The sequence below is a fragment of the Sphingobacterium sp. MAE genome, from assembly GCF_056711605.1.
Genome location: NZ_CM160044.1, coordinates 5,227,334 through 5,252,903 on the forward strand (window position 1 = coordinate 5,227,334; position 25,570 = coordinate 5,252,903).

The window sequence follows — 25,570 nt, forward strand, 5'->3', positions numbered from 1 at the left end:
TCCCATCCAACACACTAATCTATAGACAATTGAAAGAAAAACTAAAAGAGGAAGACAACAGTGTCTGCGTTGCTTGAGAAAGCTTCGGGTGATTAGTATTGCTCAGCTATGATATCTCTACCTTTACACCTGCAACCTATCAACGTAGTAGTCTACTACGGCCCTATAAGGAAGTCTCATCTCGTGGCTAGTTTCGCACTTAGATGCTTTCAGCGCTTATCTATTCCCGACGTAGCTACCCAGCCGTACACCTGGCGGCATAACTGGTTTACCAGCGGTCAGTCCATCCCGGTCCTCTCGTACTAAGGACAGATCCACTCAAACTTCCAACGCCCACAACAGATAGGGACCGAACTGTCTCGCGACGTTCTGAACCCAGCTCGCGTGCCACTTTAATGGGCGAACAGCCCAACCCTTGGGACCTTCTCCAGCCCCAGGATGTGACGAGCCGACATCGAGGTGCCAAACCTCCCCGTCGATATGAGCTCTTGGGGGAGATCAGCCTGTTATCCCCAGCGTACCTTTTATCCTTTGAGCGATGGCCCTTCCATACAGAACCACCGGATCACTATGTCCGTCTTTCGACCCTGTTCGACTTGTTGGTCTCACAGTCAAGCAAGCTTATGCCATTGCACTCCGCGTACGGTTACCAAGCGTACTGAGCTTACCTTTGAAAGCCTCCGTTACCTTTTTGGAGGCGACCACCCCAGTCAAACTACCCACCAAACAATGTCCTCGGCATGACCGAGTTAGAAACCGAATACAGAAAGGGCGGTATTTCAAGGTTGATTCCATGACTCCTGGCGAAGCCACTTCAACATCTCCCGCCTATCCTACACATCCTGTACCCAATTCCAATGTTAAGCTATAGTGAAGGTGCATGGGGTCTTTCCGTCCCGTTGCGGGTAATCGGCGTCTTCACCGATACCACAATTTCACCGAGCTCATGGCTGAGACAGCGCCCAGATCGTTACACCATTCGTGCAGGTCGGAACTTACCCGACAAGGAATTTCGCTACCTTAGGACCGTTATAGTTACGGCCGCCGTTTACTGGGGCTTCGATTCAATGCTTCTCTTGCGATGACATCCCCTCTTAACCTTCCAGCACCGGGCAGGTGTCAGGCCTTATACCTCATCTTTCGATTTTGCAAAGCCATATGTTTTTGTTAAACAGTCGCCTGGGCCTTTTCACTGCGGCTTCTCCATTGCTGGAGGAAGCGCCCCTTCTCCCGAAGTTACAGGGCCATTTTGCCGAGTTCCTTAGCCATGATTCACTCGAGCACCTTAGGATTCTCTCCTCGACTACCTGTGTCGGTTTACGGTACGGGTTTTTATAACCTGAAGCTTAGCGGGTTTTCTTGGAAGTCTGTTTACCTGCTCTATCAGCGCCGCCGAAGCTTTGCTGTACTATTGGGTTTCAGCAGGGTCGGCGGATTTGCCTACCGTCCCTATACCTACGCCTTTCAACGAACTATTCCGTCAGTTCGCGGCAGTGTCACTACTCCGTCACCACATCGCAGTTATAAAAAGTACTGGAATATTAACCAGTTGTCCATCGGCTTACTCCCTTCGGATGCGCCTTAGGCCCCGACTAACCCTGATCCGATTAGCGTTGATCAGGAAACCTTAGTCTTTCGGTGGGCGGGTTTCTCACCCGCCTTATCGTTACTTATGCCTACATTTGCTTTTCTATCCACTCCACGGCCCATTACCAGACCGCTTCGCCGTAAATAGAATGCTCCCCTACCAGACATACATATTTCAGTATGAATCCATAGCTTCGGTAATACACTTGATGCCCGTTTATTATCCACGCCCGATCGCTCGACTAGTGAGCTGTTACGCACTCTTTAAATGAATGGCTGCTTCCAAGCCAACATCCTAGCTGTCTAGGCAATCGGACCTCGTTAGTTCAACTTAGCGTATATTTAGGGACCTTAGCTGATGGTCTGGGTTCTTTCCCTCTCGGCCTTGGACCTTAGCACCCAAAGCCTCACTGCCGGCCATATCTTATAGCATTCGGAGTTCGTCTGGATTTGGTAGGATTTGACTCCCCCGCACCCAATCGGTAGCTCTACCTCTATAAGACTCCATGCCGACGCTGTTCCTAAAAACATTTCGGGGAGTACGAGCTATTTCCCAGTTTGATTAGCCTTTCACCCCTACCCTCAGGTCATCCGGAAACTTTTCAACGTTTATCGGTTCGGTCCTCCATTACATGTTACTGCAACTTCAACCTGCCCAAGGGTAGATCACAAGGTTTCGCGTCTACCTCATCTGACTATGCGCCCTATTAAGACTCGCTTTCGCTTCGGATACGTGGCTGAACCACTTAACCTTGCCAGACAAGAGTAACTCGTAGGCTCATTATGCAAAAGGCACGCCGTCACTGGACCTGCCAGCTCCGACCGCTTGTAAGCACACGGTTTCAGGTTCTTTTCACTCCTCTGTTCGAGGTTCTTTTCACCTTTCCCTCACGGTACTAGTTCACTATCGGTCTCTCAGGAGTATTTAGCCTTATCAGATGGTGCTGACAGATTCCCACAGGGCGTCTCCGACCCCGCGGTACTCAGGGTACTGCTAGGCTAGCATTCTATACGTGTACAGGGCTATCACCGTGTATCGCTGGGCTTCCCATCCCATTCCACTTCTGTTTGCTAATGCCACATTGCAGCCCTACAACCCCAACCATGCCGTAACAAAGTTGGTTTGGGCTCTTTCCCGTTCGCTCGCCACTACTTGGGAAATCATTATTATTTTCTTCTCCTACGCCTACTTAGATGTTTCAGTTCAGCGCGTTCGCGTATTTTACAGCATACCTTCAGTATGCTAGGTTGCCCCATTCGGAAATCTTCGGATCAAACTCACATTTGCTAATCCCCGAAGCTTATCGCAGCTTATCACGTCCTTCATCGCCTCTGAGAGCCTAGGCATCCCCCGTGTGCCCTTATTTACTTTCTTCACCTCATAGCCCTTTTGCTACTATGGGTTGCTTTTTGATATATAACCATGATGCTACGCATTAATCCGTTCGGCCTTGACCGAGGGTCTTCATAATACATCGGGCACACCACAGTATTGTCTCTACTGTTGTCTTCTCTTGTAATTTTTTTTCTTTCAATATGTCAAAGAACTCTTTGTATGCCTGTATATGAACGCAGTATCTTAGCGTCCGGGCAAACCTGTGGAGAATATCGGAGTCGAACCGATGACCCCCTGCGTGCAAGGCAGGTGCTCTAGCCAGCTGAGCTAATTCCCCGTGTATTTTTGGTAGTCCCGAGCAGATTTGAACTGCTGACCCCTACATTATCAGTGTAGTGCTCTAACCAACTGAGCTACGGGACTAGCTTATCTTTCTATCTCTCTGGACCATCCAATCAGGGATGGGCACATTTCTTCAAATGTTTTGTCTCTTGTTTGTTTCTTATATAAACCATGTGTGTACGTAACGAGCTTCAATCCTGAATGCTCTAGAAAGGAGGTATTCCAGCCGCACCTTCCGGTACGGCTACCTTGTTACGACTTAGCCCCAATTATCGGTTTTACCCTAACACGCTCCTTGCGGTTACATGCTTTAGGTACCCCCAACTTTCATGGCTTGACGGGCGGTGTGTACAAGGCCCGGGAACGTATTCACCGCGTCATTGCTGATACGCGATTACTAGCGAATCCAACTTCATGAGGTCGAGTTGCAGACCTCAATCCGAACTGTGAATGGCTTTTAGAGATTAGCACCATATTGCTATGTAGCTGCCCGCTGTACCATCCATTGTAGCACGTGTGTAGCCCCGGACGTAAGGGCCATGATGACTTGACGTCGTCCCCACCTTCCTCACAGCTTACGCTGGCAGTCTGTTTAGAGTCCCCACCTTAATGTGCTGGCAACTAAACATAGGGGTTGCGCTCGTTGCGGGACTTAACCCAACACCTCACGGCACGAGCTGACGACAGCCATGCAGCACCTAGTTTCGTGTCCCGAAGGACTGATCCGTCTCTGGATCATTCACTAACTTTCAAGCCCGGGTAAGGTTCCTCGCGTATCATCGAATTAAACCACATGCTCCTCCGCTTGTGCGGGCCCCCGTCAATTCCTTTGAGTTTCAATCTTGCGACCGTACTCCCCAGGTGGATAACTTAACGCTTTCGCTTGGACGCTTACTGTGTATCGCAAACATCGAGTTATCATCGTTTAGGGCGTGGACTACCAGGGTATCTAATCCTGTTTGATCCCCACGCTTTCGTGCATCAGCGTCAATACTAACTTAGTGAGCTGCCTTCGCAATCGGAGTTCTAAGACATATCTATGCATTTCACCGCTACTTGTCTTATTCCGCCCACTTCAAATAGATTCAAGTCCTACAGTATCAAAGGCACTGCGACAGTTAAGCTGCCGTCTTTCACCACTGACTTATAGGACCGCCTACGCACCCTTTAAACCCAATAAATCCGGATAACGCTTGGATCCTCCGTATTACCGCGGCTGCTGGCACGGAGTTAGCCGATCCTTATTCTTCAGGTACATTCAGCTTCCCACACGTGGAAAGGTTTATTCCCTGACAAAAGCAGTTTACAACCCATAGGGCAGTCATCCTGCACGCGGCATGGCTGGTTCAGAGTTCCCTCCATTGACCAATATTCCTTACTGCTGCCTCCCGTAGGAGTCTGGTCCGTGTCTCAGTACCAGTGTGGGGGATTCTCCTCTCAGAGCCCCTAGACATCGTAGCCTTGGTGGGCCGTTACCCCTCCAACTAGCTAATGTCACGCGAGCCCATCCATATCCTATAAATATTTGATCATAATCCGATGCCGGTAAATGATGTTATGCGGTGTTAATCTCTCTTTCGAGAGGCTATCCCCCTGATATGGGTAGGTTGCTCACGCGTTACGCACCCGTGCGCCACTCTCATGAAATTAAAGCAAGCTTTAATTTCAATCCCGTCCGACTTGCATGTATTAGGCCTGCCGCTAGCGTTCATCCTGAGCCAGGATCAAACTCTCCATTGTAAAATGAAGTGTAAGATCAAGACTATTTATAATAAATAGAATTGTCTTGTATTTTATTTCTAATTCTAAAATTGAACAGGTTGATTTTTTTAACTTTCGTTGTTTCTCAACACTACTCGTTACGTTACATGATTATATTTTTAAAGAACTTTCTTCGCTCCCGCATCTCGCTTCGGCTTTATATGATGTCGGCATTGCGCCGGTATCGGTCTTGTTTGTTCCCCCTTCGTTTCCGTTGGGACTGCAAAGGTAGAAATCTTTTTGGTATCTCCAAAATAAATGTGAAAATTTATTTTTTTGTTTTCCTTCTGTTTCTGCGTTTAAACTAAATTAAACCCTTCTTTTTTCAGTGCTTCCCCTCTCGGATCAGCCGTTCCTCCCTTGCGGAGTGGTGCAAAGATAGGAACTTTTATCCTTCACTTCCTAATGTTTTCCGGAAATAGTTTACCGCGACACGGTAAAGGGCTAGAAATGTGACCGATAATTTATCTGGATGCCGCCTGATGAGCATGCTGGTTCGGATATGGATTAGCTTTTGCTATGGATCACATTGCTAATTGGTCTGGGGCCATCTGTGTGCGGACACGCCCGTCACCTGTCCATATATGGGATCATCATACAAGTACTGCGTTACTCGGTTACTTCGTCACTCCGTTACTATGTTACCTAGTTACTCGATCACTGCGTTACCCTTTTATGTTACTGCTTTACTCCGTCACTAAATCACTGCGTTACTCGATCCCTCCGTTACTTTACCATATATACCAGATCTTAAAGACAAATTCTGACCAACTACATACCAACTTCACTATTAAATGGGGAATATACCAGACATTACTTAGGGTTTATAGGGGGTTAGTAGGGGTATACCCCTACTAACCCCCTATAAACCCCCTGTTATCCCCCTACTATACCGGTATTAAATACGAAGTTGGTCAGAATTTGGTATGTAGTTGGTATTACTTCTAAGGGAGGAATCCCTATATCATTTGATATAATTTTGTAAAAGACCGCAATACCTTTTCCTATTATAGATATAATTATTCCCCCATAGAGTATAACAGATGTATTAACTCGATAAATAATCAGATATCGCGTGCCTTATAGATGAGTAGAGAAAGAGAAAGTATAGAATATGAAATCAATACAGATATAACATACTGATTATTAATAAATTAATAGGCAAATCAACTATAATATGACAAACATATTTTTTTTATAAAAAATCATAACTTTACAGACAAATATTTAAATCATTCAATGCGGATAAATGACAGGCACCGATTATATATATTATACTGATTTATTAGGTACGATGCTTTTTGCTATTTCAGGAGCTATGGCCGCAAATCGTAGAAAAATTGATATTTTCGGAGCAACCTTTACCGGTTTCGTTACCGCTATAGGAGGAGGGTCTTTAAGAGATGTTTTTCTAAACCTTCGACCTATTTGGGTTGATGATGGCAATTACTTAATTGCTATATTAATAGGCGTATTTCTTTCTGCTATACTCAATGATCAACTCGATAAATTTTCTCGAACTTTGACCCTTTTTGATGCTATGGGTATTGCCTTTTTTACCATCGTTGGTGTACAAAAGTCATTAACTTACGAAAGCTCTACGATTGCAGCAGTCATATTAGGGATGTTTTCAGCCGTAATGGGAGGAGTGATACGAGATACACTGATGAATGAAAATCCGCTAATTTTTAGAAAAGAAATATACGCGACAGCTTGCCTATCGGGAGCAATTCTTTTTGTGACGCTACCTTTTTTTGGTGTAAATGAAAGCATAAATGCATTTCTGAGTGCACTTTTAGTATTTGTAGTGCGCATCTTAGCTGTCAAATATAAATTCTCTCTTCCCATAGTCGGTGGATAAATAAAACTAGAGAATAAAAGAAAAAGCGTTAATAGAGTTAGCGCTTTTTCTTTTGGAGAGGGAATTTCATTTTATATCCTACACGAATCATACCTTTAGAAATGGTATCCAATTTACCTTTCAACATTGTTTTCTTTAACGTTGACAATTTATCAGTAAACAATTTACCTTCGATATGATCATATTCATGCTGTACAACACGTGCCGCTAAACCAGTCAAGTCAATCTCATGTTCCTCAAAATTCTCATCCAAATAATTAATCTTAATATTCGGATGTCTCATCACCTCTTCATTAATATCAGGAATGCTTAAACAACCTTCGCTAAAAGCCCATTTTTCACCTGTTTCTTCAACCATGATCGGATTGATAAATACCTTTTTAAAAGAGCGCAATATCTCTTTCTCTTCTTCAACATCTTCTGCAAATGGAGTTGCATCGATTACAAAAAGACGAATAGGCAAACCTACCTGTGGGGCAGCCAGCCCAACACCATTTGCTGCATACATGGTTTCAAACATATCAGCAATCAATTGCTTCAAGTTTGGATAATCCTCATCTATTTCATCTGCTACCTTACGTAATACTGGATCTCCGTAAGCCACAATTGGAAGTTTCATACTTTTATTTTTTTTGAAGAACAAAGGTAAGCATTAAAATTCAATCGAAAACCACACTTTGTTTGCAATAAATCATATTTTTGTTATTCGAAATGACAGATCCATACCATCAAATATTAGCAAGCTTTTGTGATATACTACAAAAGAACTTCGACTCTGAACTTGTAATATCCCAAAAATCGCCTTCATTTACCAAAATAACAGGCGGGGATCTTCCATTTGTCATTCATCTATATAGGTCAAATATCACAAAAAGAATTTGCGATCAAAATGAAAAAATAGTTCATATAGATGAAGATATGTTGCACAGTAAATATGATATCATTGTAAAACGAATTCTTGCTTTAGCACTTCATCAAAAAAAAGCTTATGCTCGAAAAACTGTTGTTGCTCGAGTAGATAAGAAAAATACGATCGCATTTTTAGAAGAAAATCACCTACAAGGAGCAATGCCTGGAAAATATCGCTATGGTTTATTTTTAGATGGTGAACTTATTTCCTTAGCTGTATTTAGTGGGGGGCGGAAGATGCCTGAATTACAAATTGAAAATTATCGTTCATTTGAATTAATACGTTTTTGCAATAAACTTGGTTATAATGTAGTAGGAGGGATCAGCAAATTAATCAAAGCTTTTGTCACTGATTTCGAACCACAAGATATTATGACATACACCGATAAAGACTGGAGTCAAGAGTCGACATTGGAAAAAATTGGGTTCGTCAAAAAATCTGAACTTGATCCGCTCAAATTCTGGGTAAACGGTACCTCTAGAATTTTAATTCGTGATAACGAACAATACCAAAATTTACAAAAGGAATTTCCAAATGGCTATTTGAAGGAAAATTTAGGTAGCCTTAAGATGATTCTATTTATAAAATAAAATCATTTTTTGTATCTTGTCAATTAATCTAAACAGAAAAAATTAAAATATATCACATGAAGAGAAAACTACGAATGGGTATGGTCGGAGGTGGCAATGATGCTTTCATTGGCGCCGTACACCGTATTGCAGCAAATATGGATGGTAAAATCGAACTTGTATGTGGTTCATTCAGTATCAATCCTGAAATCAACAAACAGTCTGCAGAAGATTTATTCATTCCAGAAAACCGTTGTTATGCAAATTATGAGGAGATGATTTTAAAAGAAAGTCAACTTCCTGAAGGAGAACGTATGGATTTCCTAACGATCGTTACCCCAAATTTCATGCACTATCCGCCAGCTAAGATGGCTTTAGAGAATGGATTCAATGTCGTTATTGAAAAACCAATGACGCTGACGTTAGAGGAAGCAAAATCTTTGGAAGAAATTGTAAAAAGCACAAATAAAACACTTTGCTTAACCCATACTTACTCGGGATACCCAATGGTAAAACAAGCGAAAGCTATGGTAAAGGCTGGTCATTTCGGTAAGATTCGTAAAATCGTTGTCGAATATCCTCAAGGATGGTTGAGTAAACTGACAGAGCGCGAAGGAAATGCTGGTGCTGCATGGCGCGCTGATCCTGCAAAATCAGGAAAATCGTTAGCAATGGGTGATATCGGTGTACATGCTGCTCACCTTGCAGAATACATTTCAGGATTAAAAATCACTGAATTATGTGCTGACTTAACTACTTTCGTTGAAGGTAGACATTTGGATGATGACGGTTCTGTTTTATTACGTTTTGAAGATGGGGCTAAAGGCATGCTTTGGGCATCACAGATTGCTGCAGGAGAAGAGAATGCATTAAGAATCCGTATCTATGGTGAGCATGGCGGTTTGGAATGGGCAAATGAAGACCCTAATAACTTAACCATAAAAATGTTAGGCGAACCTCGTCAAGTATTCCGTACAGGAAATAGCTATAATAGTCCAAATCAATTGAGTTCATTTACAGGTCACAATACCCGTATCCCAGCAGGACATCCGGAAGGACTGCTAGAATCGTTTGGTAATATTTACCGTAATTTTGCTCAAACAGTTTCTGCAAAATTGGAAGGCAATACGCCAACTGCAGAAATGCAAGATTTCCCTCAGGTGCATGAAGGTGTACGCGGTATGGCTTTTATAGAAAATGTTGTCAATAACAATAATGGTTCTGAAAAATGGACTAAATTTGTTGTGTGATAGATAAACAACAAACATTACTTTCTCCTCTGGCTCTTTCCACAGTGCCTAAGGAGAAAGTTATTGTTATTTTAGGTCCTACAGCTTCTGGAAAGACAGCTTTAGCGGTCAAAATAGCGAAAGAGTTAAATGCTGAAATCATTAGTGCAGACTCTCGTCAGGTATACCGCCGTATGGATATCGGAACTGGTAAAGATCTTTCCGAATATGGCGATATTCCACATCATCTTATTAATATATGCGATCCTGGAGAAAAATATCATTTAGGACAGTTTATTGAAGATTTTCAACGCGTTTATGAATCTCTGTTGTTTCAGGGCAAGCGTATTATTTTATGCGGCGGCACTGGACTTTATATACAAAGTGTCCTTCAAGGCAACAAATATGCTCAAATACCAAGTCAACCTGGATTTAAAGAAGCATTATATCAATTTGATCACGAAGAACTGCTTACCCGATTATCTAAATATCAAAAACCACCAGATCTTTATCTAGATCTATCAACAAAAAAAAGAATCATACGCGGCATAGAAGTTCTAGAATGGCTTAAACATCATTCATTAGCGCCCATGAACAATAAAAATCTTGATTCATTGGTTATTGGATTAAATCCGGATGTCATGTTAAGAAGGGAGAAAATATCCAACCGCCTAAAACAGCGTATACAGGATGGGCTAATAGCAGAGGTCGAAGGATTATTAGTTTCAGGTGTTAGTCATGCAGAACTCCAATATTACGGTCTAGAATATAAGTATGTGTCTAAATATCTTTTGGGCGAGTTAAACTATGCTGATTTTTATAAGAAATTGGAGACAGAAATACATCGATATGCCAAACGGCAGATGACTTATTTCCGCAAAATGGAAAAAGATGGTATTACGATCAATTGGATAGATTAGTATTCTAATTGTTATGAATAGAAAAAGGGTTGACCTTGTGGATCAACCCTTTTTAATTTCTTTCGATTATAACTTTATTTCCTCGTCTTTAGCATTAAAGAAGTGGAATTCCGTTAAATAATATGAAGTAACAGGAACAACTTTGATCCATTTTTGAAACTTCAAAAACCATTTTATTCTTTTTGAAATAAAGCCCGATTTAATAAAAGCGGCAATATAAGGATGTACACATAGTGATATTCCTTTTTCATTTTGTTCTTGAAGAATAAAACTTAAATTATTTTCAATATCGTCCATCAGGACAATACTTGATCGGATTTCACCAGTACCATCACAAGCGGGACATTTCTCGTTTGTAACGATATTCATTTCTGGTCTAACACGTTGACGCGTAATCTGTACTAGTCCAAATTTACTTGGAGGTAGTATGGTGTGTCTGGCGCGATCCGTTGCCATACAATCTTTCAAAAAGCTGTATAACTCTTTACGATGAGTAGGTTTATGCATATCGATAAAATCGATAACAACGATCCCTCCCATATCTCTTAAGCGCAATTGACGCGCAATTTCTTTTGCAGCTTCCATATTAACCAGGAGCGCATTATCCTCTTGGTTCTCTTTATTAGCAGAACGATTACCACTGTTGACATCAACGACGTGAAGTGCTTCAGTATGCTCGATTACGAGATAAGCACCACCTTGTAGTGTAACAGTTTTTCCAAAAGCAGCTTTGATTTGTTTCTCTACGCCAAAATGGTCAAAAATTGGTTCTTTATGTTTATAAAGTTTTACAATTTTTTCTAAATCAGGAGAGATGTCTTGGACATAAGATTTTGTCTCTTCATATATCACAGGGTCATTTACATGAATATGTGTAAATTCATCTGTCAATAGATCGCGCAAGATGGTAGAAGCTCTATCCATTTCGCCCAATACTTTTTGAGGAGGTTCAGCTGTCCGAAGTCGCTTGGTAAATATTTCCCACTTAGAGATTAAATCCAGTAAATCCTTCTGTAATTCATCTACACCTTTTCCTTCGGATACCGTACGGATAATAACTCCAAAGTTTGGAGGTTTTATTCCTTCGACAATCTTCTTGAGACGTGTACGCTCATTACTTCCTTTGATTCGCTTGGATATGGAAACCGCGCTTGAAAAAGGTACCAGTACGACAAATCTACCTGCAATAGATAGATCGGAGCTCAATCGAGGTCCTTTTGTTGATATTGGTTCTTTTGCGATTTGAACTGGTAAAAGCATGTTTTTGCTTAAGATATCCGATATCTTACCAGCCTTATCGATGTCCTTTTCAAGTTTTAGACTATTTAGCAGTTTCTCTTGATAACTGCCATTCTTTACTATCCGAGTAAGTTTTAGCAAAGATTGAACCTGAGGACCTAAGTCCAAATAGTGGAGAAAAGCATCTTTTTCGTAACCTACGTCTACAAATGCTGCATTTAATCCCGGCATAATTTTTTTGATTCGCCCAAGATAAATATCTCCAACTGAAAAATTATTGTTAACCGTTTCCCTATTTAGTTCAACAAGCTGCTTATCTTGTAGCAAAGCAATAGTAACTCCTTTTTCAGGAGTAGAATCAATAATTAATTCCTTTACCAACAGCTACATATTTACGATACAGATTAGCATACCCTGCTAATTCTATTGTATCTGATTAAACCTTAAAGAACGTTTTTTATAAAAAAAAACAATCTACACGCAATAAATTACGTGTAGATTATCAAACTTCCATACTAAAATTGCGTTATTTTCATGCAGCAATATACTATCGGAGTCTTATACAAGAAAGACTATTTTTTCTTGTGTCTATTTTTTCTTAAACGTTTCTTACGTTTGTGAGTAGCCATTTTGTGTCTTTTTCTTTTTTTTCCGCTTGGCATAGCTAATTTTTTTTAAATGATTATAAACTAAATTAATTACTTACTCAACTCAGCGATCTTACGATCGATAAATTGTGAAAGGGAAGGGTCAGCAGCTAATTGTTTACTTTGTTTAAAAGCAGCAACCGCCTCACTTTTCATCCCAATATTTTCATAGCCTGTGGCTAAATAAAAGTAAGATTCCGCATCTGGTTTCAATTCAATAACTGTTTTGAAACGATCAATCGCTTTATCAAACTGGCGAGATTGTAATGAAAACAATCCCAAAGTTTTGTTTGCTTCTACATTTTTTGGATCTGCCTGAACCACTTCACGAAGTAAAGCAATTCCAGCCATTGGGTTATTTGTACCCGAGACCATTGCAGCTCCCAATCCTGTTTTCGCTTCTAAACTAGCAGCATTTAATTTCAAAGCAGCTTCGTATGAACGAATTGCATTTTGCGTCAAAGCTTGAGCTAAAGTAGAGTCTTGTAAATTTGTGTAAGCAGTACGATATGAATTTCCTGCTTTCAACCAGTATTCATATTTCGGAGAAATTTTAGCCATCTCTTCGTAAATGAACCCTTGAGGTGCCGGTTTAGCCAGATCGTCCCACTTTACGGCCAACTTTTGAAGTAAAGAAACTTTCTCTTCTCCAGATGACTTTGTAATTTGGGTCTCAATATCGGAAATATCTTTGATTAAATTTGCATCTAATCCTTGTTTTGTCATTAACGATATGTTCTCCAAATTGATTTCAGAAGAAGGTTGCTGTTTTTCAGCAGATTCCTCCTTCTCGTTTACCAAACCTTTGATAGGTTGTGCAAATAGTACCGCAACTAATGCTGCAACCACGCCTACTACTATAATCTGTTTGGTTTTTGCCATTTTAATCTGTTTTTAAGATTATTTATTGCCGTTTTTTACTTTCTCAACAAATACTTTTGCTGGTTTGAAGCTAGGAACGAAATGTTCAGGGATGATGATCGCTGTATTTTTAGAAATGTTTCTAGCAGTTTTTTCAGCTCTTTTTTTAACAACAAAGCTACCAAAACCTCTTACGTATACATTTTCTCCACCCACCATTGCGTTTTTAACCACTTTGAAGAATGCCTCTACGGTTTCTTGAACATCTACCTTCTCTAAGCCAGTTTTGTTAGAGATTTCTGCAATAATTTCTGCTTTAGTCATATCAATTTTACTGTAATTATTTATTTCTCAACCTTTAACCCAATGTACTTTGGGGTTGCAAAAGTATCTCTTTAAAATGACGTTTGGAAATAATTTAACCATTTTTTTTATTTTAAAATTATTCTAAAGGAGATCATTTACAACAGCTTAGCCATTTTACATCGCTAAACTCATTTTTCAAAGAATCACAAAAATACACTTTATTACTGAATATCAAACCTTTAATTTTATTTTTATCATTCCACGTGAAACAAATGATAAGCCGATGACTTTATTTTTAAGCACATATTATCTGGGCTAATTTTTTCAAATCTTCCTCCTGATGTAAGCTGCTTAAGACAATTCTATTCAAAGGAGGGTCTGTTTCCAAAGGATATGGAAAACTAGAGATCAGAAATCCATTTTGCACCAATTTTTCATATAACTCAGGTTCAGTAGAGCTAAAAACAGCAAAATTAGGGATATGGCTCAGACGATCGCCTATTAAATTGGCAAAAAAATCTATATTCTGATGCAGTTTTTCGAATGCGGCCATGTAAATATCTTGCGAATGCGTAAATGCATACATCGAAGCAGGAGAAGCAGGGGAGGCCCCAGTAAAAAAGGGTGATTTCCGAAATCTTTCCATCCATTTATTGGACGACAAAATCATTCCTGCGTCCGTACCCAAACCCTTTGCCAATGAAGCAACAACCACCACCTCAATGGCCGAACCCTCAAATATAGATAGATCAGTAGAAGTTCTGTTGGCACGCACCACCCCAATTCCGTGTGAGTCGTCGACTAACAAAATCACTTTTTTATCGGGATTTATTGTCAACAAAGGGCTGAAATCATAATGTTCTGGAGTCAAATTATCCATGGAGTTACTAACAATCACAAATTGTTGATCATCAACCGCATTATTGATCTGTTGTACCGTTTGAATAAGCCAAGAATCCATATTTCCCACCACTTGCGGATTTGTATCTAACCACAGTGCTGGATGAGTGTGGGGTGCATAAATAAGTTTTCCTACAGAGGAAAGAGATTTTACGGCCAACTGCGCTGCCAAATAACCACTGGATACCAAAAGGGCAGCCTCAAAACCAAATCGACTCGCTGCACGATGTTCCGCTACATCAAAAATATCAAGTTGTATGTTGTTATTACGAGAGGTTCCGTTATTTAATCCGTATCTGGATAAGCCCTCCTTATACACATCAATATAGGCTTCATTGACCAACAACCCTAAATATGCTGTCCCTCCAAAAAAAAGATAATCTTTTTGATGATGGTGAATCAGCCGACCAGTCGATTGGTGCAGATTTCTAAAATCTTTCATTATTTAATCGCTCACTTTAAAATACAAATCGCTCAGCATATTGATCGCGATCATGACAAGTTTATCCGTCATCATGGATAAACGGAAAACTACATATTGAGTTTGTAGTTGAGTGGAATGTTAAAACGTAGAGAAGCTGTAAATCCCTTAATTGGACGGTAGTCTTGCTTATCAGCCGTAGCAAATCCATATCCAAAATCCAGATCTAAAATAGTCGCCAACGAGATCCCCACCTTTGGAGTTATGGTATACGGAGTGATTTCTGTTCGCACAAAGGGTGCAACGACCCAAGATTGGGGATAGAAGGAAAAAGCTAGTTCGGGAATTACAGCAAACTTATTTTGGGTCCAGGTGAAATTAGCCGTTACATCTGTTTTCAAAATATTTTCACCTAAAAAGGCAAAAGCAAAATAACCTCCTGTTTTTATAGCACTTCCTTTTTGGTATTGGTAACTCAACGTAGGACCATATAAAGTCTCCTGTGCCCTTGCCTGCAGGCCAATACTGAATAAAGCAATACAAATTACTTTAATGACAAAATTCTTCATAATCAAGCCTAATAAAGATGAAAGTTTAAGGGAATATTGACACCTAAAGATAAATTGACACCTTTAATCTGCTTAAAATCTTTTTTTGTATTATAATCAAAACCATAGCCTACACCAAAGTCAAGCAGAGAGAAAATGCTGATTCCAACCTTCGGAGTTACCGTATAGGGTGTCAATTCAGCTTTTACAAAAGGGAGTAAGATAAAGTCATTGACATAATAAGTAAATCCCAATTCAGGGATAACGGTTGTCTTTCCTCCCATCCAAGTAAAATTTGCACCTGCATCAATTTTCATATATTGTGTCTCATTCGGTGCAAATAATCCCCAAGCAGATGCTTTCAAGAAACTTCCACTTTGGTACTGATAACCTACCGATGGTCCAAATATCCAATTATTATGCGCTGGTAATGGGTTATTTTGCGCAAATACTCCAAAACATGATAATAATCCAATAAAAATGATGGTCAATCTTTTTATATTCATGTAGCTAAAATACGAAGTATAAACATTAATCAATATCATCAGAACAATTAATATCTAAAAACGTTTTTCTTGAGTCACAAAAACAACATATCATTTTAAAATTTTTGTACCACCTACAGCGATCTACTTACCGAAAAATAGAAGAAGCGGAAAAAATTACTTAAAAAGCGATTCAGGATACAATTTTTGACCCCATACTTTTGATTGTATCATACGAATCAATAGGTAAGTGTTTCATTTGAAATGGTACATGCTGAATTAAAATGGATCTAAAAACTTATTTTTGGACGTTTTTTTTCAGATAATAATTTCTTTTTTGTTCATCCGCCTCAACAGTATATTGATCATGGAGTTCAAGCATCCATCCATCTCCTTTTATTAGATTCTTATCAATCGAAATTGGAATAGAAAGTGAAATTTTTCCCCAGTCAGCACTGATCAATCCTCCTTTTTCAACAGTAAGGATACCCCAATTATCTGTGATTCGAGTTGTAGGATAGTAAGTCCCATATGCTCCAATAGGAATAATGGTCCTGGGGTCAAAAGAGTAATTCATACTTTCAAACTTTATTTCAAAATGAGGCGATTCGACAAATTTTTCTTTGTACGCTTTTACTACTCGCTTGTTTTCGATGTCTCTAGTTGTCTCTTCTTCAAAGATGATCTTCCCATTATAAGCTGTTGCTAATTTTTTGAAAATCTGTTGTGTTGGATTTGGGATTTTAAGTTCGAATTTTTTGATAAAAAAGGCTGTTAAATCTGTATTAGCGTTAATCTGCTTATTCCATTCATGATCCTTTTTATAAAGGATGTAGCCATAAGAAGGAATAGTTTGATAGGCAAATGAGCGCACAAAAGTTCGGTTTTTCAGTAAACGCTCCATACCATTAATTAAATAGGATTTTGTTTGTTCATCCTGTCTACTGGTCACAATTATTCCTGTATACTCCGCAATTCCCTCATTCATCTCAAGCAGATTTTCATTTACTGCACCTTCTGCAAATTGTTTATAACGATATTTCCTAAAAATCAGAGCATTGGTCAAGTGTTTTCGTATTTCATCTTGATCTGATGAACGAAGTGCCTTTTTCAAAGCCTCCATTTCAAGTCGAAGGCTTATCCTTCCTTCCATCTCATCAAGATGCTTATTATCTGCATTGTGCAGTGCAAATCCCAGATCAGGCTGTATCCGATGAAACGACTCATGAGCAAGCAGATTGATACGGTCGTCTCTATTTTCTGGCAAAGGCAGCATGATCATCCCCCAACGTTTACCGTTCCAGTCCAATGCCGTGTTGGAAAAATTTACATCCTGAGGTAGGATTCCAATATAAATACTGTCCTTGGGCGCTAGAGTGCCCATGTTATCCGATTCATTTGCATATATTTTTCGGGTACTGGGATCAATCAATAGGGTAGGACCGTACAGATCTTGATTCCATAATTGTTTCGCTCCATCTGATGCTGCCTTGAGTTCATTAAAAAATAAGCGGATAGACTCTTCTTTGACTTGGTTTTGAGCATAAGTGGAACATACCAAAATAAATAGTAATGTAAAACAGATTAGCTTCTTCATACTTAATTAAGAAAGTTGTAGGTTTGATTTAAAATTATAAATTTAATAAAAATTTATAAAAGTGTCTTGGACGAGTACTACAATGATCAGATTCAACCAAACCTATAGTCTTCTAGCAAAATGCAAAAACCTTTATGTTGGTTTTCAGGTTTGATTCCTTCAATTATGTCCTATAAAAAAAGCTTCTCCAAATGGAAAAGCTTTTCTATATCAAGTGACCTCGGAGGGGCTCGAACCCTCGACCCATTGATTAAGAGTCAATTGCTCTACCAGCTGAGCTACAAAGTCATGTCTATATTCAAATGTAACTTAGATTTTTTTTATATCAAACAAAAAAATAAAAAAACCAGTCAAATAAGTACAACCAGTTTTAGTGAATACAATTAACATGACGATCTGACCAAATTCCGTTCATATCCACCAATAAACAGCTCATCCCCATAATCCAACAACTGATCCAATCTTATTTGTTCCGCTGGCTAAAGCTTCACATTTTCAGGTCAAATTAGAAAAAACATGAAGTACATCCTATCCATCATCCTTTTTTGTTCTATACAAGTCTCCGGTCAAATAAAAATCAATGGAAACGTCACAGACGGCAATAAAAAGGCGGTGCAGTACGCCAATATTTTCATTGTAGGGACATATGATGGAGGCACAACAGACTCCCTCGGTAATTTTTCATTTATGACGTACGAAGTTGGAAATCAACTTTTAAAAATTACTGCAATAGGCCGTGAATCTAAATCGATACCCTTCGATCTCGCGCAAAATAAGCCCCTGCAGATACAACTCCAAGAGCAAGCAAAGCAATTGGATGAAGTGGTTATCCAAGCGGGTCTATTGCAGGCTGGAGATAAGGGCAAAAACACCGTGATGACCCCGTTGGATATTGTCACTACGGCAGGGAGTATGGGTAATATTTTTGGAGCATTAGCGACACTTCCCGGCGCACAGGTAGCAGGAGAAAATGGAAGATTGATGGTTCATGGGGGAAGTGCAGCAGAGACACAGACCTACATCAATGGTATTCGAGTACCACAGCCTTATACGTCTTCTCCCAATGATGTTCCTGTAAGAGGAAGATTCTCACCGTTTCTTTTTAAAGGGATCAATTTCTCTACCGGAGGCTACTCTGCTGAATATGGAAATGCCCTTTCCAGTGTACTGATTCTCAATACAGCGAATCAAATCGAACCCAACAAAACTGAGATTTCCATCTCTTCTGTTGGGGCAGGTCTGAGTAATACACAAAACTGGAAAACAAAATCCCTTACTTTCAATACTTCTTACACCAACCTCAAGCCTTACAGTAAAATCATCACGCCCAACATTGATTGGACTAAACCCTATGAAAACGCTTCTGGAGAACTCATCTATCGTCAAAAATTAAAAGCTGGATTTATCAGCTCCTATGCTTCGTTCAATTTTGAAGATATGGGCTTATATCAGAAAAATAGCAACTATACTCATCCTATAGCGATCAAAAAGAGGGCATACAACAGTTATTCCAATACCGATTACCAGCAAAATCTCGGTGGCGGATGGGACTTGCAATCAGGTATGGGTATCGGTTATCTAAATGAAAAACTACAAGCAGACAGCATGGGTATGCCACATCAAGAGATCGCTGTCCATGTGAAAGAAAAGTTCACAAAATCATGGAACAACCGGTTAAAAAGCATCTTTGGGATAGACTATTTCTATACTGATTTTACACAGGATTTTACAAGCCCAAGTATACGCAAAGAAGCCTCCTCCACCTCTTCTATAGCTGCTCTTTACACTGAAACCACCTATGCCATGAATAACAACCTCATTGCAAAATTAGGTATTCGGGGGACTTCAAGCACTGCTGAACCCTTTCTCTTGGAGCCGCGATTTTCTTTAGGCTACCTCATCGATCCTTACAACCAGCTTTCTTTTGCTTATGGTGATTTTCATCAACAGGGGCCACCGGAGATGCTCATATACGATAAGCAAATAAAATGGCAACAAGCGCATCATTACATCCTCAATTATTATTACGAAAAAAAAGGAAGGACAGTCCGTGTTGAGGCATACAGAAAAACATACGATCACCTGATCAAGTACGATACCCCTCGCATCAATAGCAGCAGTATATTTACCAATACAGGGACAGGGTATGCGCAGGGTATTGATCTGTTTTTCAGAGATAATAGGTCGATCAAAAACTTACAATATTGGATATCCTATGCTTACACGGACTCCAAACGTAATGAAACTGATGCTCCATTTTCCGTCACCCCTTCCTATTTATTCAAACACACCCTATCGGTAGTAGCAAAATATTGGATCAATGCTCTGCACTCTCAAGTCAGTTTAACAAACAATTATCTTTCTGGAAGGAGCTACCATGATCCTAATCTCCCGTCTTACACACAGCGTAAGACAGACGCCTACAATACACTCTCTGCCAGCTGGTCCTATCTTATATCGCAACAAAAGATCATTCACTTATCTGTCAATAATCTACTGGGCAGTAGTCCGATCTACGGATATCAATATGCCGATCAGCCAAATCAGCAAGGTATATACAATCGTATTGCGATCACCCCTAGTACCAAGCGATTTGTTTTTGTTGGATTTTTCTGGACCCTATCTTCAAATAAAAAACAAAATCAACTAGACAACTTATAATCGACAGTTCGTCCCATAAATACAACAATTGAGCACATTAAAATTGTTGGCATTTAGATAAATAATGAAATTTGATAGTATAAAACAATATCAATATGAAAACTTTAATAATTGCATTTATTGCCCTATTCTCAGTCGCCACCTATGCACAGTCCCCTTATGAGAAAGGAATGTCCCAAGGCTTAGCACTATGGAAATCTGGAAATACAACCGAAGCAGCAGCACAATTTGAACGGATTGCACAAGCGGAGCCTGATAATTGGATTCCACTTTATTATCAAGCACTCATCGGGACAACTACTGCCTTTTCCATAAGAGATCCGGAGGAAAAATTAAAACTGATCCAAAACGCCAAAATCATCCTTAACAAAAGCAGCCAAGACAATAATTCGGAATGGCTGACTTTAAAAGCAATGAACCTGGTTGCAGAATTGACGACAGATCCAATGACAAAATCCAAGACCTTAGCACCGACCATCTACGCTTTGTATGAAAAGGCAATTCAATTGTATCCCAACAATCCCCGTGCGGTATTAGGACTTGCGGAGTTTCAGATCGGAAGCAAAAAATATTTTAAACAAGATATCAGCAAAGAGTGCGAAGCTGTGAAGAAAGCACTAGATTTGTTTGAGACTCATAAACCAGCACTTCCTTTTGCTCCAGCATGGGGTAAAGAAAGAGCGGAGCAGATTGTTCAGAACTGCGGTCAGTAAAATAGGAAAAGATGAAACCTTTTAAAACACTTTGCATAAATGCCCTGCTCATTACGCTCATCATTAGTGCTGTCATTACCGCTGTTAACTTTGCTTCTGATCCTAATTTCGATTTAAGATCTTTTGTCTTATCCAAAGGTATGTTATCAGGATTCTTAACTGGTTTTTTCCTTTATCTTGTAAATACCTTTTTATACCGTCAGGTCTGTCAAGTATTTCCACAAAATTCACATTATGTGAAAAGAATATTATTGTTTATACCAGCAACTGCAGTACTAACCCCGATCGTTGTTTTTATCATCAGATTTGCTATCCTCAAAATCGCAGTCGATCAGTCTTTACTAGATTTTGTAGCCAAACAACATATTGGGACTTATTTTAATATGACTCTGATCAGTATTATTGTTTCTCTTTTAATATTCAGTTTCTATTTTTATAAAGCTTATAAAGAGAGTCAGCTCAGGAAACAGACCGCACTCACCAAGTCTGCCAATGCTCAATTTGAATCTTTAAAAAATCAGCTAGACCCTCATTTCTTATTCAACAGTCTGAATGTACTCACAAGTTTAATCGAAGAAGATCCGCAAAAAGCGGTTAATTTTACGACTTCCTTATCGAGAGTATACCGTTATGTACTGGAACAAAAAGACAAAAGCCTTGTAGAGGCCAGCCAAGAAATCAGTTTCGCACGCATATTTTTAAATCTCTTGGCGATCCGCTTTGAAGGATCGCTGGAGATTCATATTGCTGATGGAGATATCCAGCAGGATGAACAAGTCGTACCCTTGGCCTTACAGCTTTTAATTGAAAATGCGATCAAGCACAACAGCCTTAGTCTTCATAACCAATTGCATATCCACATCTTTAAAGAATACGACAGGCTTATCATCCAAAACAATTTGCAAGAAAAAGAAAGTATAAACGGTATGGGAATAGGGCTGAAGAATATTAAAGAGCGATATGCACTATTGACCAAGCATCCAGTAACGGTAACCAAAACTACTGATCATTTTATTGTAGGACTCCCATTGATAAAAAAAGAAAATAAAGCATCATGAACATCATCATTATTGAGGACGAATTACCATCTGCACGTTTACTGAAACGAAAGATCGAAAAAATGGGTTATACCGTCCAAACCATGTTACATACTGTTAAAGAAGCGAAAGAATGGTTTGCAACGCATGTTCATCCAGACCTAATTTTGATGGATATCCAACTATCAGATGGGCTATCTTTTGAAATATTTGAAGGGCAAACTGTTGATTCAGCATTGATTTTCACAACGGCATATGATGAATTTGTGCTCAAGGCTTTCAAGCTCAATAGTATTGATTATCTATTAAAACCCATTATCGATGAGGAACTGGTATTTGCTTTCAATAAGTTCTTACAACAATTTCAGTCTCGTCCGACCTTTGATTTTGCTCAGATAAAATCACTATTGACCAATGAGGTCAAGCACTATAAAGAGCGTTTTACGATCAAGATAGGCGCTTCAATTAAAATGATTGAAACAAACATGATCAGTTGCTTTTATAGTGCGAACAAAGGGACTTATTGTCGTTGCTCGGATCAGCACGATTATTTATTAGACCTAAGCTTAGATCAGATCGAGCAGCTCGTAGATCCCAATCTCTTCTTCCGGATCAATCGCAGCCAGTTGATCAATATCAAACATATTAAAGAAATCGCCATTCACAGCAATTCAAGACTACGTGTTTATTTACATCATGATCAACAAACGGATATGATCGTGAGCCGAGAAAAAGTCAATGATTTTAAAAAATGGCTGGATAGATAGTAGAACAAAATGCATGGATCTAGCTTGAGATCGGAGTTTGATTACCCTTATTTTAGTTTTTTTATATACAGCTTAAAGTTGCCTACTTTTTCATATTCTAACACATCATGCTTACAATATTCTGTTAGGTAAACAGAAAACTTATTACTGTCATTTTTATCCGATTTCAGTTTGGCCAATACTTCCGAGACACGTCTTCGGGTGTCAAAAAAGTCAGAATTATAAACCAAATCATCTAGCTTTTGTGTTGTTTCAATGCGCCGTTTAGATTCTGGCTCAATATCATATAAGGGTTTTAAATCTATTTCTTTTTCAAAAATTGATTTAGGTTGAATCTTTAAGGCACGGCAGATCGATAAGAAATTGAAGATGGTTGTACCCTTTCCTTTTTCAACCGCAGCAATGGTATTGATAGTAAGTCCGGTCATATGTGCGACATCTCGTTGAGAGTAACGCAAATCATCTCTTCGCTTACGAAACCGGATCCCAATATCTATAATTGTATTTTCATTATTACTTGACACGTAACAAATAGAATAATTATTTGCGCAAATAAAATATAAATAAAAGTGTAATTTTATTTGCTCAATAATCCAATTACTATTATATTTGTATCAATATCAAGCATGATCAGCAATTTGAATAAATATATGATGATATTAAAAAAAGATAAGTAACCGATCTATATTATGGACGACTTTACCAATTATAATCCTTAAGCGATCGCGTTAGAATGTAAGAATAAGGAAATGTGCTTGTTTGTGTAAAAAACAACTGATGTTATTTTTCTACCAAATTGACCGATTCCATTTGCAAGTTCTTTGACATACTGGTATTGAAAGATCGAGGCTTCTTGTGGAGCCGTAAGGTGAGGGCATGACTACTCACTAAATACTTTAAAATTAAACAGGTCCATTCATGAGTTATATACTCCAATAGTTAAAGCTACTGGCCACATCTAGATGAGATGATCATGGATTTTGATCCTATTTTATGTTTTCCAAAATTGCATTGGTAAACATATAATTAGGGTCTACTCATATTGGTCTTGTTTATGACCCCAAATTTTGAAGCGATACACAATTATGTTTATGTTTAAGTTTAATTAATGATGAAACTTAAACTATCACAACCATTATATAATTGCATTAATAATCTCATTCATTATTGATTACTATTACATATTGGCGCGACATATTTTTATACTTGACACCTTAATATGACACATTCATCTACCATGAAGAACGACATGTCCTATGTCTGCAAACTCATACAGCATAGGCATCGAGGCGACTTGTATAGCCGCAGGGTGAGCGTTTAATCGCCTCATCAAGTACCCTAACTATATTTTAATAAAACCCTGCTATGTTTGTTAAAATTATAGGCTCACTGGTATATACAACAAAGGACTTTTATACTTATCGAGTATGGAGCTGTCTGATGAGGAGATATTCCTATCGTAGCAGCTCACCGGAAAATTGCAGGTTTATCAAAGATTAATTAAGAATATTGCGAACTTAACTCTTTAGGGTTAATTGAGCACGGTAGCAAGGTAGGGCTAGAGCACATGCCCTTACCTGTTACCGCTAACCCTGATCGTGCTTGAAGATATAGTCTACGATTGAGCGATATAAATTGTATGGTGAGAAAGCTAGCGATTAGATATCCTGATCTAATTTTTATAAAACATGTATGGAGGTTGCTTGTACAGCCGTAGGGTGAGGGCAATAGCCACTCACTAAAGACCTAAAAAAAGACTTAAATTATTTCTTTAAGTTTTAATATAGCGATATATAAGCTTGACTTTTCATAGCTATATAGCCTGTCATTACAACATTGAATTTTGAGTTAAGTAGCCTTTTGTTGGCCTTTCAAAATTAAAAGGACTTTAAAAAGAATAGCAGCTCTTTAAAAAAAATCAGATTCCCATTTTTCACTTCAATACCAATTTGCCCATTCATAAATCACTCAACTTGTCCTGCTTCGACCCATAAAAAAATCCACCGAAATAGGAGCTGACTACGTTTTTTTTTAATCTTCAACCAATTAGAGATCGAAATATGAACAAACTTTACATTAAAAAAAATACCAAAATTCAAATTACTTATCTGAACAATGGCATAGAGAAGGGACTTAATTTTTTCTACCAGCACTTCTATCCTTATTGCTACCGCAGAGCCAACCGTGCAATACAGGATACATGCATTGCAGAGAGTATCACCCAGGAAGCTTTCTTACGCTTGTGGCTATTTCGCGAAAATGTACATAGCGAAGCAGATATTTTCAACTTTCTAAAAACTCAGATTCGCACGGCAGTCCATGCATACTACAACAAGTCTAGAAATCGTTTTCACAGAAGTCTTTTACAGCTAGATGCATTCAAAAATCAACAAGAGTTTAGGGACGAATATGAGCCGAAAGAAGAGTGTGTCGAAGACTTGATCGATGTGGAAAGACTAGAGGATGAGAATAAGGATAAACTACATAAAATATACACCCTGTTGCCTTCATTAAATATCGAACAGCAGCTCTTCATTAAACTTTGCCTACAATACAGCTTCAATTATGAACGAATAGCTTATTATCTGGGTGGCATATCGGACTATGAAGTCAATATGCAAGTGGAAAAAACAATTGGAACGCTACGTGCGATCTTAAACAGTAATCAAAAAATAGGTCAGGTGAGCAAAAATCCAAAGATGATAGCGCAAGGAAATCTTACGGATGAACAATTCGAGATATTTCACATGCGCTATGAACTACAGTTGTCTTTCGAGCAAATATCACAACAGCTACAATTAGATCCTACGACCGTTAAAAAGTTATTTGTAGAAGCGCACAGTAAAATAAAACCTAGTAAACAAATTGCTTAA

General features: G+C 39.0%; 18 protein-coding genes, 3 tRNA genes and 2 rRNA genes. 9 read left to right on the plus strand and 14 right to left on the minus strand.

Annotation, left to right across the window (positions count from 1 at the left end):
* Positions 1 to 73 precede the first annotated feature (73 nt).
* From AC06G9_RS22275 to AC06G9_RS22290, 4 genes are all read right to left on the minus strand, one after another.
* A 23S ribosomal RNA gene (locus AC06G9_RS22275) occupies positions 74 to 2,962 on the minus strand.
* Positions 2,963 to 3,186: 224 nt separating this feature from the next.
* Positions 3,187 to 3,260, minus strand: a tRNA-Ala gene (locus AC06G9_RS22280).
* Between the two features lie 9 nt (positions 3,261 to 3,269).
* Positions 3,270 to 3,346: transfer RNA gene (locus tag AC06G9_RS22285), tRNA-Ile, on the minus strand.
* 129 nt (positions 3,347 to 3,475) lie between these two features.
* Positions 3,476 to 5,005 (minus strand): 16S ribosomal RNA (locus tag AC06G9_RS22290).
* Together the 16S and 23S rRNA genes with 2 tRNA genes alongside form the textbook arrangement of a ribosomal RNA operon.
* Before the next feature lie 1,270 nt (positions 5,006 to 6,275).
* Here AC06G9_RS22290 and AC06G9_RS22295 point away from each other — a divergent pair.
* On the plus strand, positions 6,276 to 6,887 hold the full coding sequence (locus AC06G9_RS22295) for a trimeric intracellular cation channel family protein (protein ID WP_045755165.1): 612 nt from the start codon (positions 6,276 to 6,278) through the stop codon (positions 6,885 to 6,887).
* Between the two features lie 37 nt (positions 6,888 to 6,924).
* Here the strand turns inward: AC06G9_RS22295 and def are convergent, their stop codons facing one another.
* The gene (gene def, locus AC06G9_RS22300) at positions 6,925 to 7,506 is read right to left on the minus strand and encodes a peptide deformylase (protein ID WP_045755166.1); all 582 of its coding nucleotides are present in this window, start codon (positions 7,504 to 7,506) and stop codon (positions 6,925 to 6,927) included.
* Between the two features lie 299 nt (positions 7,507 to 7,805).
* Here def and AC06G9_RS22305 point away from each other — a divergent pair, with 299 nt between their 5' ends.
* Genes AC06G9_RS22305 through miaA form a run of 3 tightly spaced genes read left to right on the plus strand, consistent with a single transcriptional unit; the run spans position 7,806 to position 10,515 of the window.
* Entirely contained in the window at positions 7,806 to 8,387 is a 582-nt protein-coding gene (locus tag AC06G9_RS22305) for a hypothetical protein (RefSeq protein ID WP_094771798.1), read from the plus strand.
* Between the two features lie 56 nt (positions 8,388 to 8,443).
* The gene (locus AC06G9_RS22310; protein WP_045755167.1) at positions 8,444 to 9,616 is read left to right on the plus strand and encodes a Gfo/Idh/MocA family protein; all 1,173 of its coding nucleotides are present in this window, start codon (positions 8,444 to 8,446) and stop codon (positions 9,614 to 9,616) included.
* Positions 9,613 to 10,515 (plus strand): tRNA (adenosine(37)-N6)-dimethylallyltransferase MiaA, encoded by a 903-nt coding sequence (gene miaA / locus AC06G9_RS22315; protein WP_052627722.1) that lies wholly within the window; start codon positions 9,613 to 9,615, stop codon positions 10,513 to 10,515. Before AC06G9_RS22310 ends, miaA begins: the two co-directional genes overlap by 4 nt.
* Positions 10,516 to 10,581: 66 nt before the next feature.
* Here the strand turns inward: miaA and AC06G9_RS22320 are convergent, their stop codons facing one another.
* The 8 genes from AC06G9_RS22320 to AC06G9_RS22355 all read right to left on the minus strand — a co-directional run bounded on the left by AC06G9_RS22320 (position 10,582) and on the right by AC06G9_RS22355 (position 17,807).
* Positions 10,582 to 12,135 carry an Rne/Rng family ribonuclease gene (locus AC06G9_RS22320; RefSeq protein WP_094771799.1) on the minus strand — a complete coding sequence of 518 codons (1,554 nt, stop codon included), beginning with the start codon at positions 12,133 to 12,135 and terminating at the stop codon, positions 10,582 to 10,584.
* Between the two features lie 317 nt (positions 12,136 to 12,452).
* Entirely contained in the window at positions 12,453 to 13,283 is an 831-nt protein-coding gene (locus tag AC06G9_RS22325) for a tetratricopeptide repeat protein (protein ID WP_045754268.1), read from the minus strand.
* Positions 13,284 to 13,301: 18 nt separating this feature from the next.
* Positions 13,302 to 13,586 carry an HU family DNA-binding protein gene (locus AC06G9_RS22330; RefSeq protein WP_021189241.1) on the minus strand — a complete coding sequence of 95 codons (285 nt, stop codon included), beginning with the start codon at positions 13,584 to 13,586 and terminating at the stop codon, positions 13,302 to 13,304.
* 277 nt (positions 13,587 to 13,863) lie between these two features.
* Positions 13,864 to 14,910, minus strand: coding sequence for an aminotransferase class I/II-fold pyridoxal phosphate-dependent enzyme (locus AC06G9_RS22335; protein ID WP_293928985.1), 1,047 nt, complete (start codon positions 14,908 to 14,910; stop codon positions 13,864 to 13,866).
* 89 nt (positions 14,911 to 14,999) lie between these two features.
* The gene (locus AC06G9_RS22340) at positions 15,000 to 15,458 is read right to left on the minus strand and encodes a hypothetical protein (RefSeq protein ID WP_346569442.1); all 459 of its coding nucleotides are present in this window, start codon (positions 15,456 to 15,458) and stop codon (positions 15,000 to 15,002) included.
* An 8-nt stretch (positions 15,459 to 15,466) separates the two neighbouring features.
* The gene (locus AC06G9_RS22345; protein WP_248755146.1) at positions 15,467 to 15,943 is read right to left on the minus strand and encodes a hypothetical protein; all 477 of its coding nucleotides are present in this window, start codon (positions 15,941 to 15,943) and stop codon (positions 15,467 to 15,469) included.
* A 277-nt stretch (positions 15,944 to 16,220) separates the two neighbouring features.
* A complete protein-coding gene (locus tag AC06G9_RS22350; protein ID WP_480957263.1) occupies positions 16,221 to 17,519 on the minus strand; it encodes a hypothetical protein in 1,299 nt (432 codons plus the stop codon).
* Between the two features lie 215 nt (positions 17,520 to 17,734).
* A tRNA-Lys gene (locus AC06G9_RS22355) sits at positions 17,735 to 17,807 on the minus strand.
* 228 nt (positions 17,808 to 18,035) lie between these two features.
* Here AC06G9_RS22355 and AC06G9_RS22360 point away from each other — a divergent pair.
* The 4 genes from AC06G9_RS22360 to AC06G9_RS22375 all read left to right on the plus strand — a co-directional run bounded on the left by AC06G9_RS22360 (position 18,036) and on the right by AC06G9_RS22375 (position 22,697).
* Positions 18,036 to 20,180 carry a TonB-dependent receptor gene (locus AC06G9_RS22360; RefSeq protein ID WP_480957264.1) on the plus strand — a complete coding sequence of 715 codons (2,145 nt, stop codon included), beginning with the start codon at positions 18,036 to 18,038 and terminating at the stop codon, positions 20,178 to 20,180.
* Positions 20,181 to 20,275: 95 nt separating this feature from the next.
* Positions 20,276 to 20,893, plus strand: coding sequence for a tetratricopeptide repeat protein (locus AC06G9_RS22365; protein WP_480957265.1), 618 nt, complete (start codon positions 20,276 to 20,278; stop codon positions 20,891 to 20,893).
* Positions 20,894 to 20,904: 11 nt separating this feature from the next.
* The gene (locus tag AC06G9_RS22370) at positions 20,905 to 21,951 is read left to right on the plus strand and encodes a sensor histidine kinase (protein WP_434442855.1); all 1,047 of its coding nucleotides are present in this window, start codon (positions 20,905 to 20,907) and stop codon (positions 21,949 to 21,951) included.
* Positions 21,948 to 22,697 carry a LytR/AlgR family response regulator transcription factor gene (locus tag AC06G9_RS22375; RefSeq protein ID WP_045756245.1) on the plus strand — a complete coding sequence of 250 codons (750 nt, stop codon included), beginning with the start codon at positions 21,948 to 21,950 and terminating at the stop codon, positions 22,695 to 22,697. The genes AC06G9_RS22370 and AC06G9_RS22375 overlap by 4 nt, the downstream gene beginning before the upstream one ends.
* A 47-nt stretch (positions 22,698 to 22,744) precedes the next feature.
* Here the strand turns inward: AC06G9_RS22375 and AC06G9_RS22380 are convergent, their stop codons facing one another.
* Positions 22,745 to 23,221 (minus strand): helix-turn-helix domain-containing protein, encoded by a 477-nt coding sequence (locus AC06G9_RS22380; RefSeq protein ID WP_045756244.1) that lies wholly within the window; start codon positions 23,219 to 23,221, stop codon positions 22,745 to 22,747.
* 1,536 nt (positions 23,222 to 24,757) lie between these two features.
* Between AC06G9_RS22380 and AC06G9_RS22385 the strand changes: the two genes are divergently transcribed.
* A complete protein-coding gene (locus AC06G9_RS22385; protein ID WP_480957266.1) occupies positions 24,758 to 25,570 on the plus strand; it encodes a sigma factor-like helix-turn-helix DNA-binding protein in 813 nt (270 codons plus the stop codon).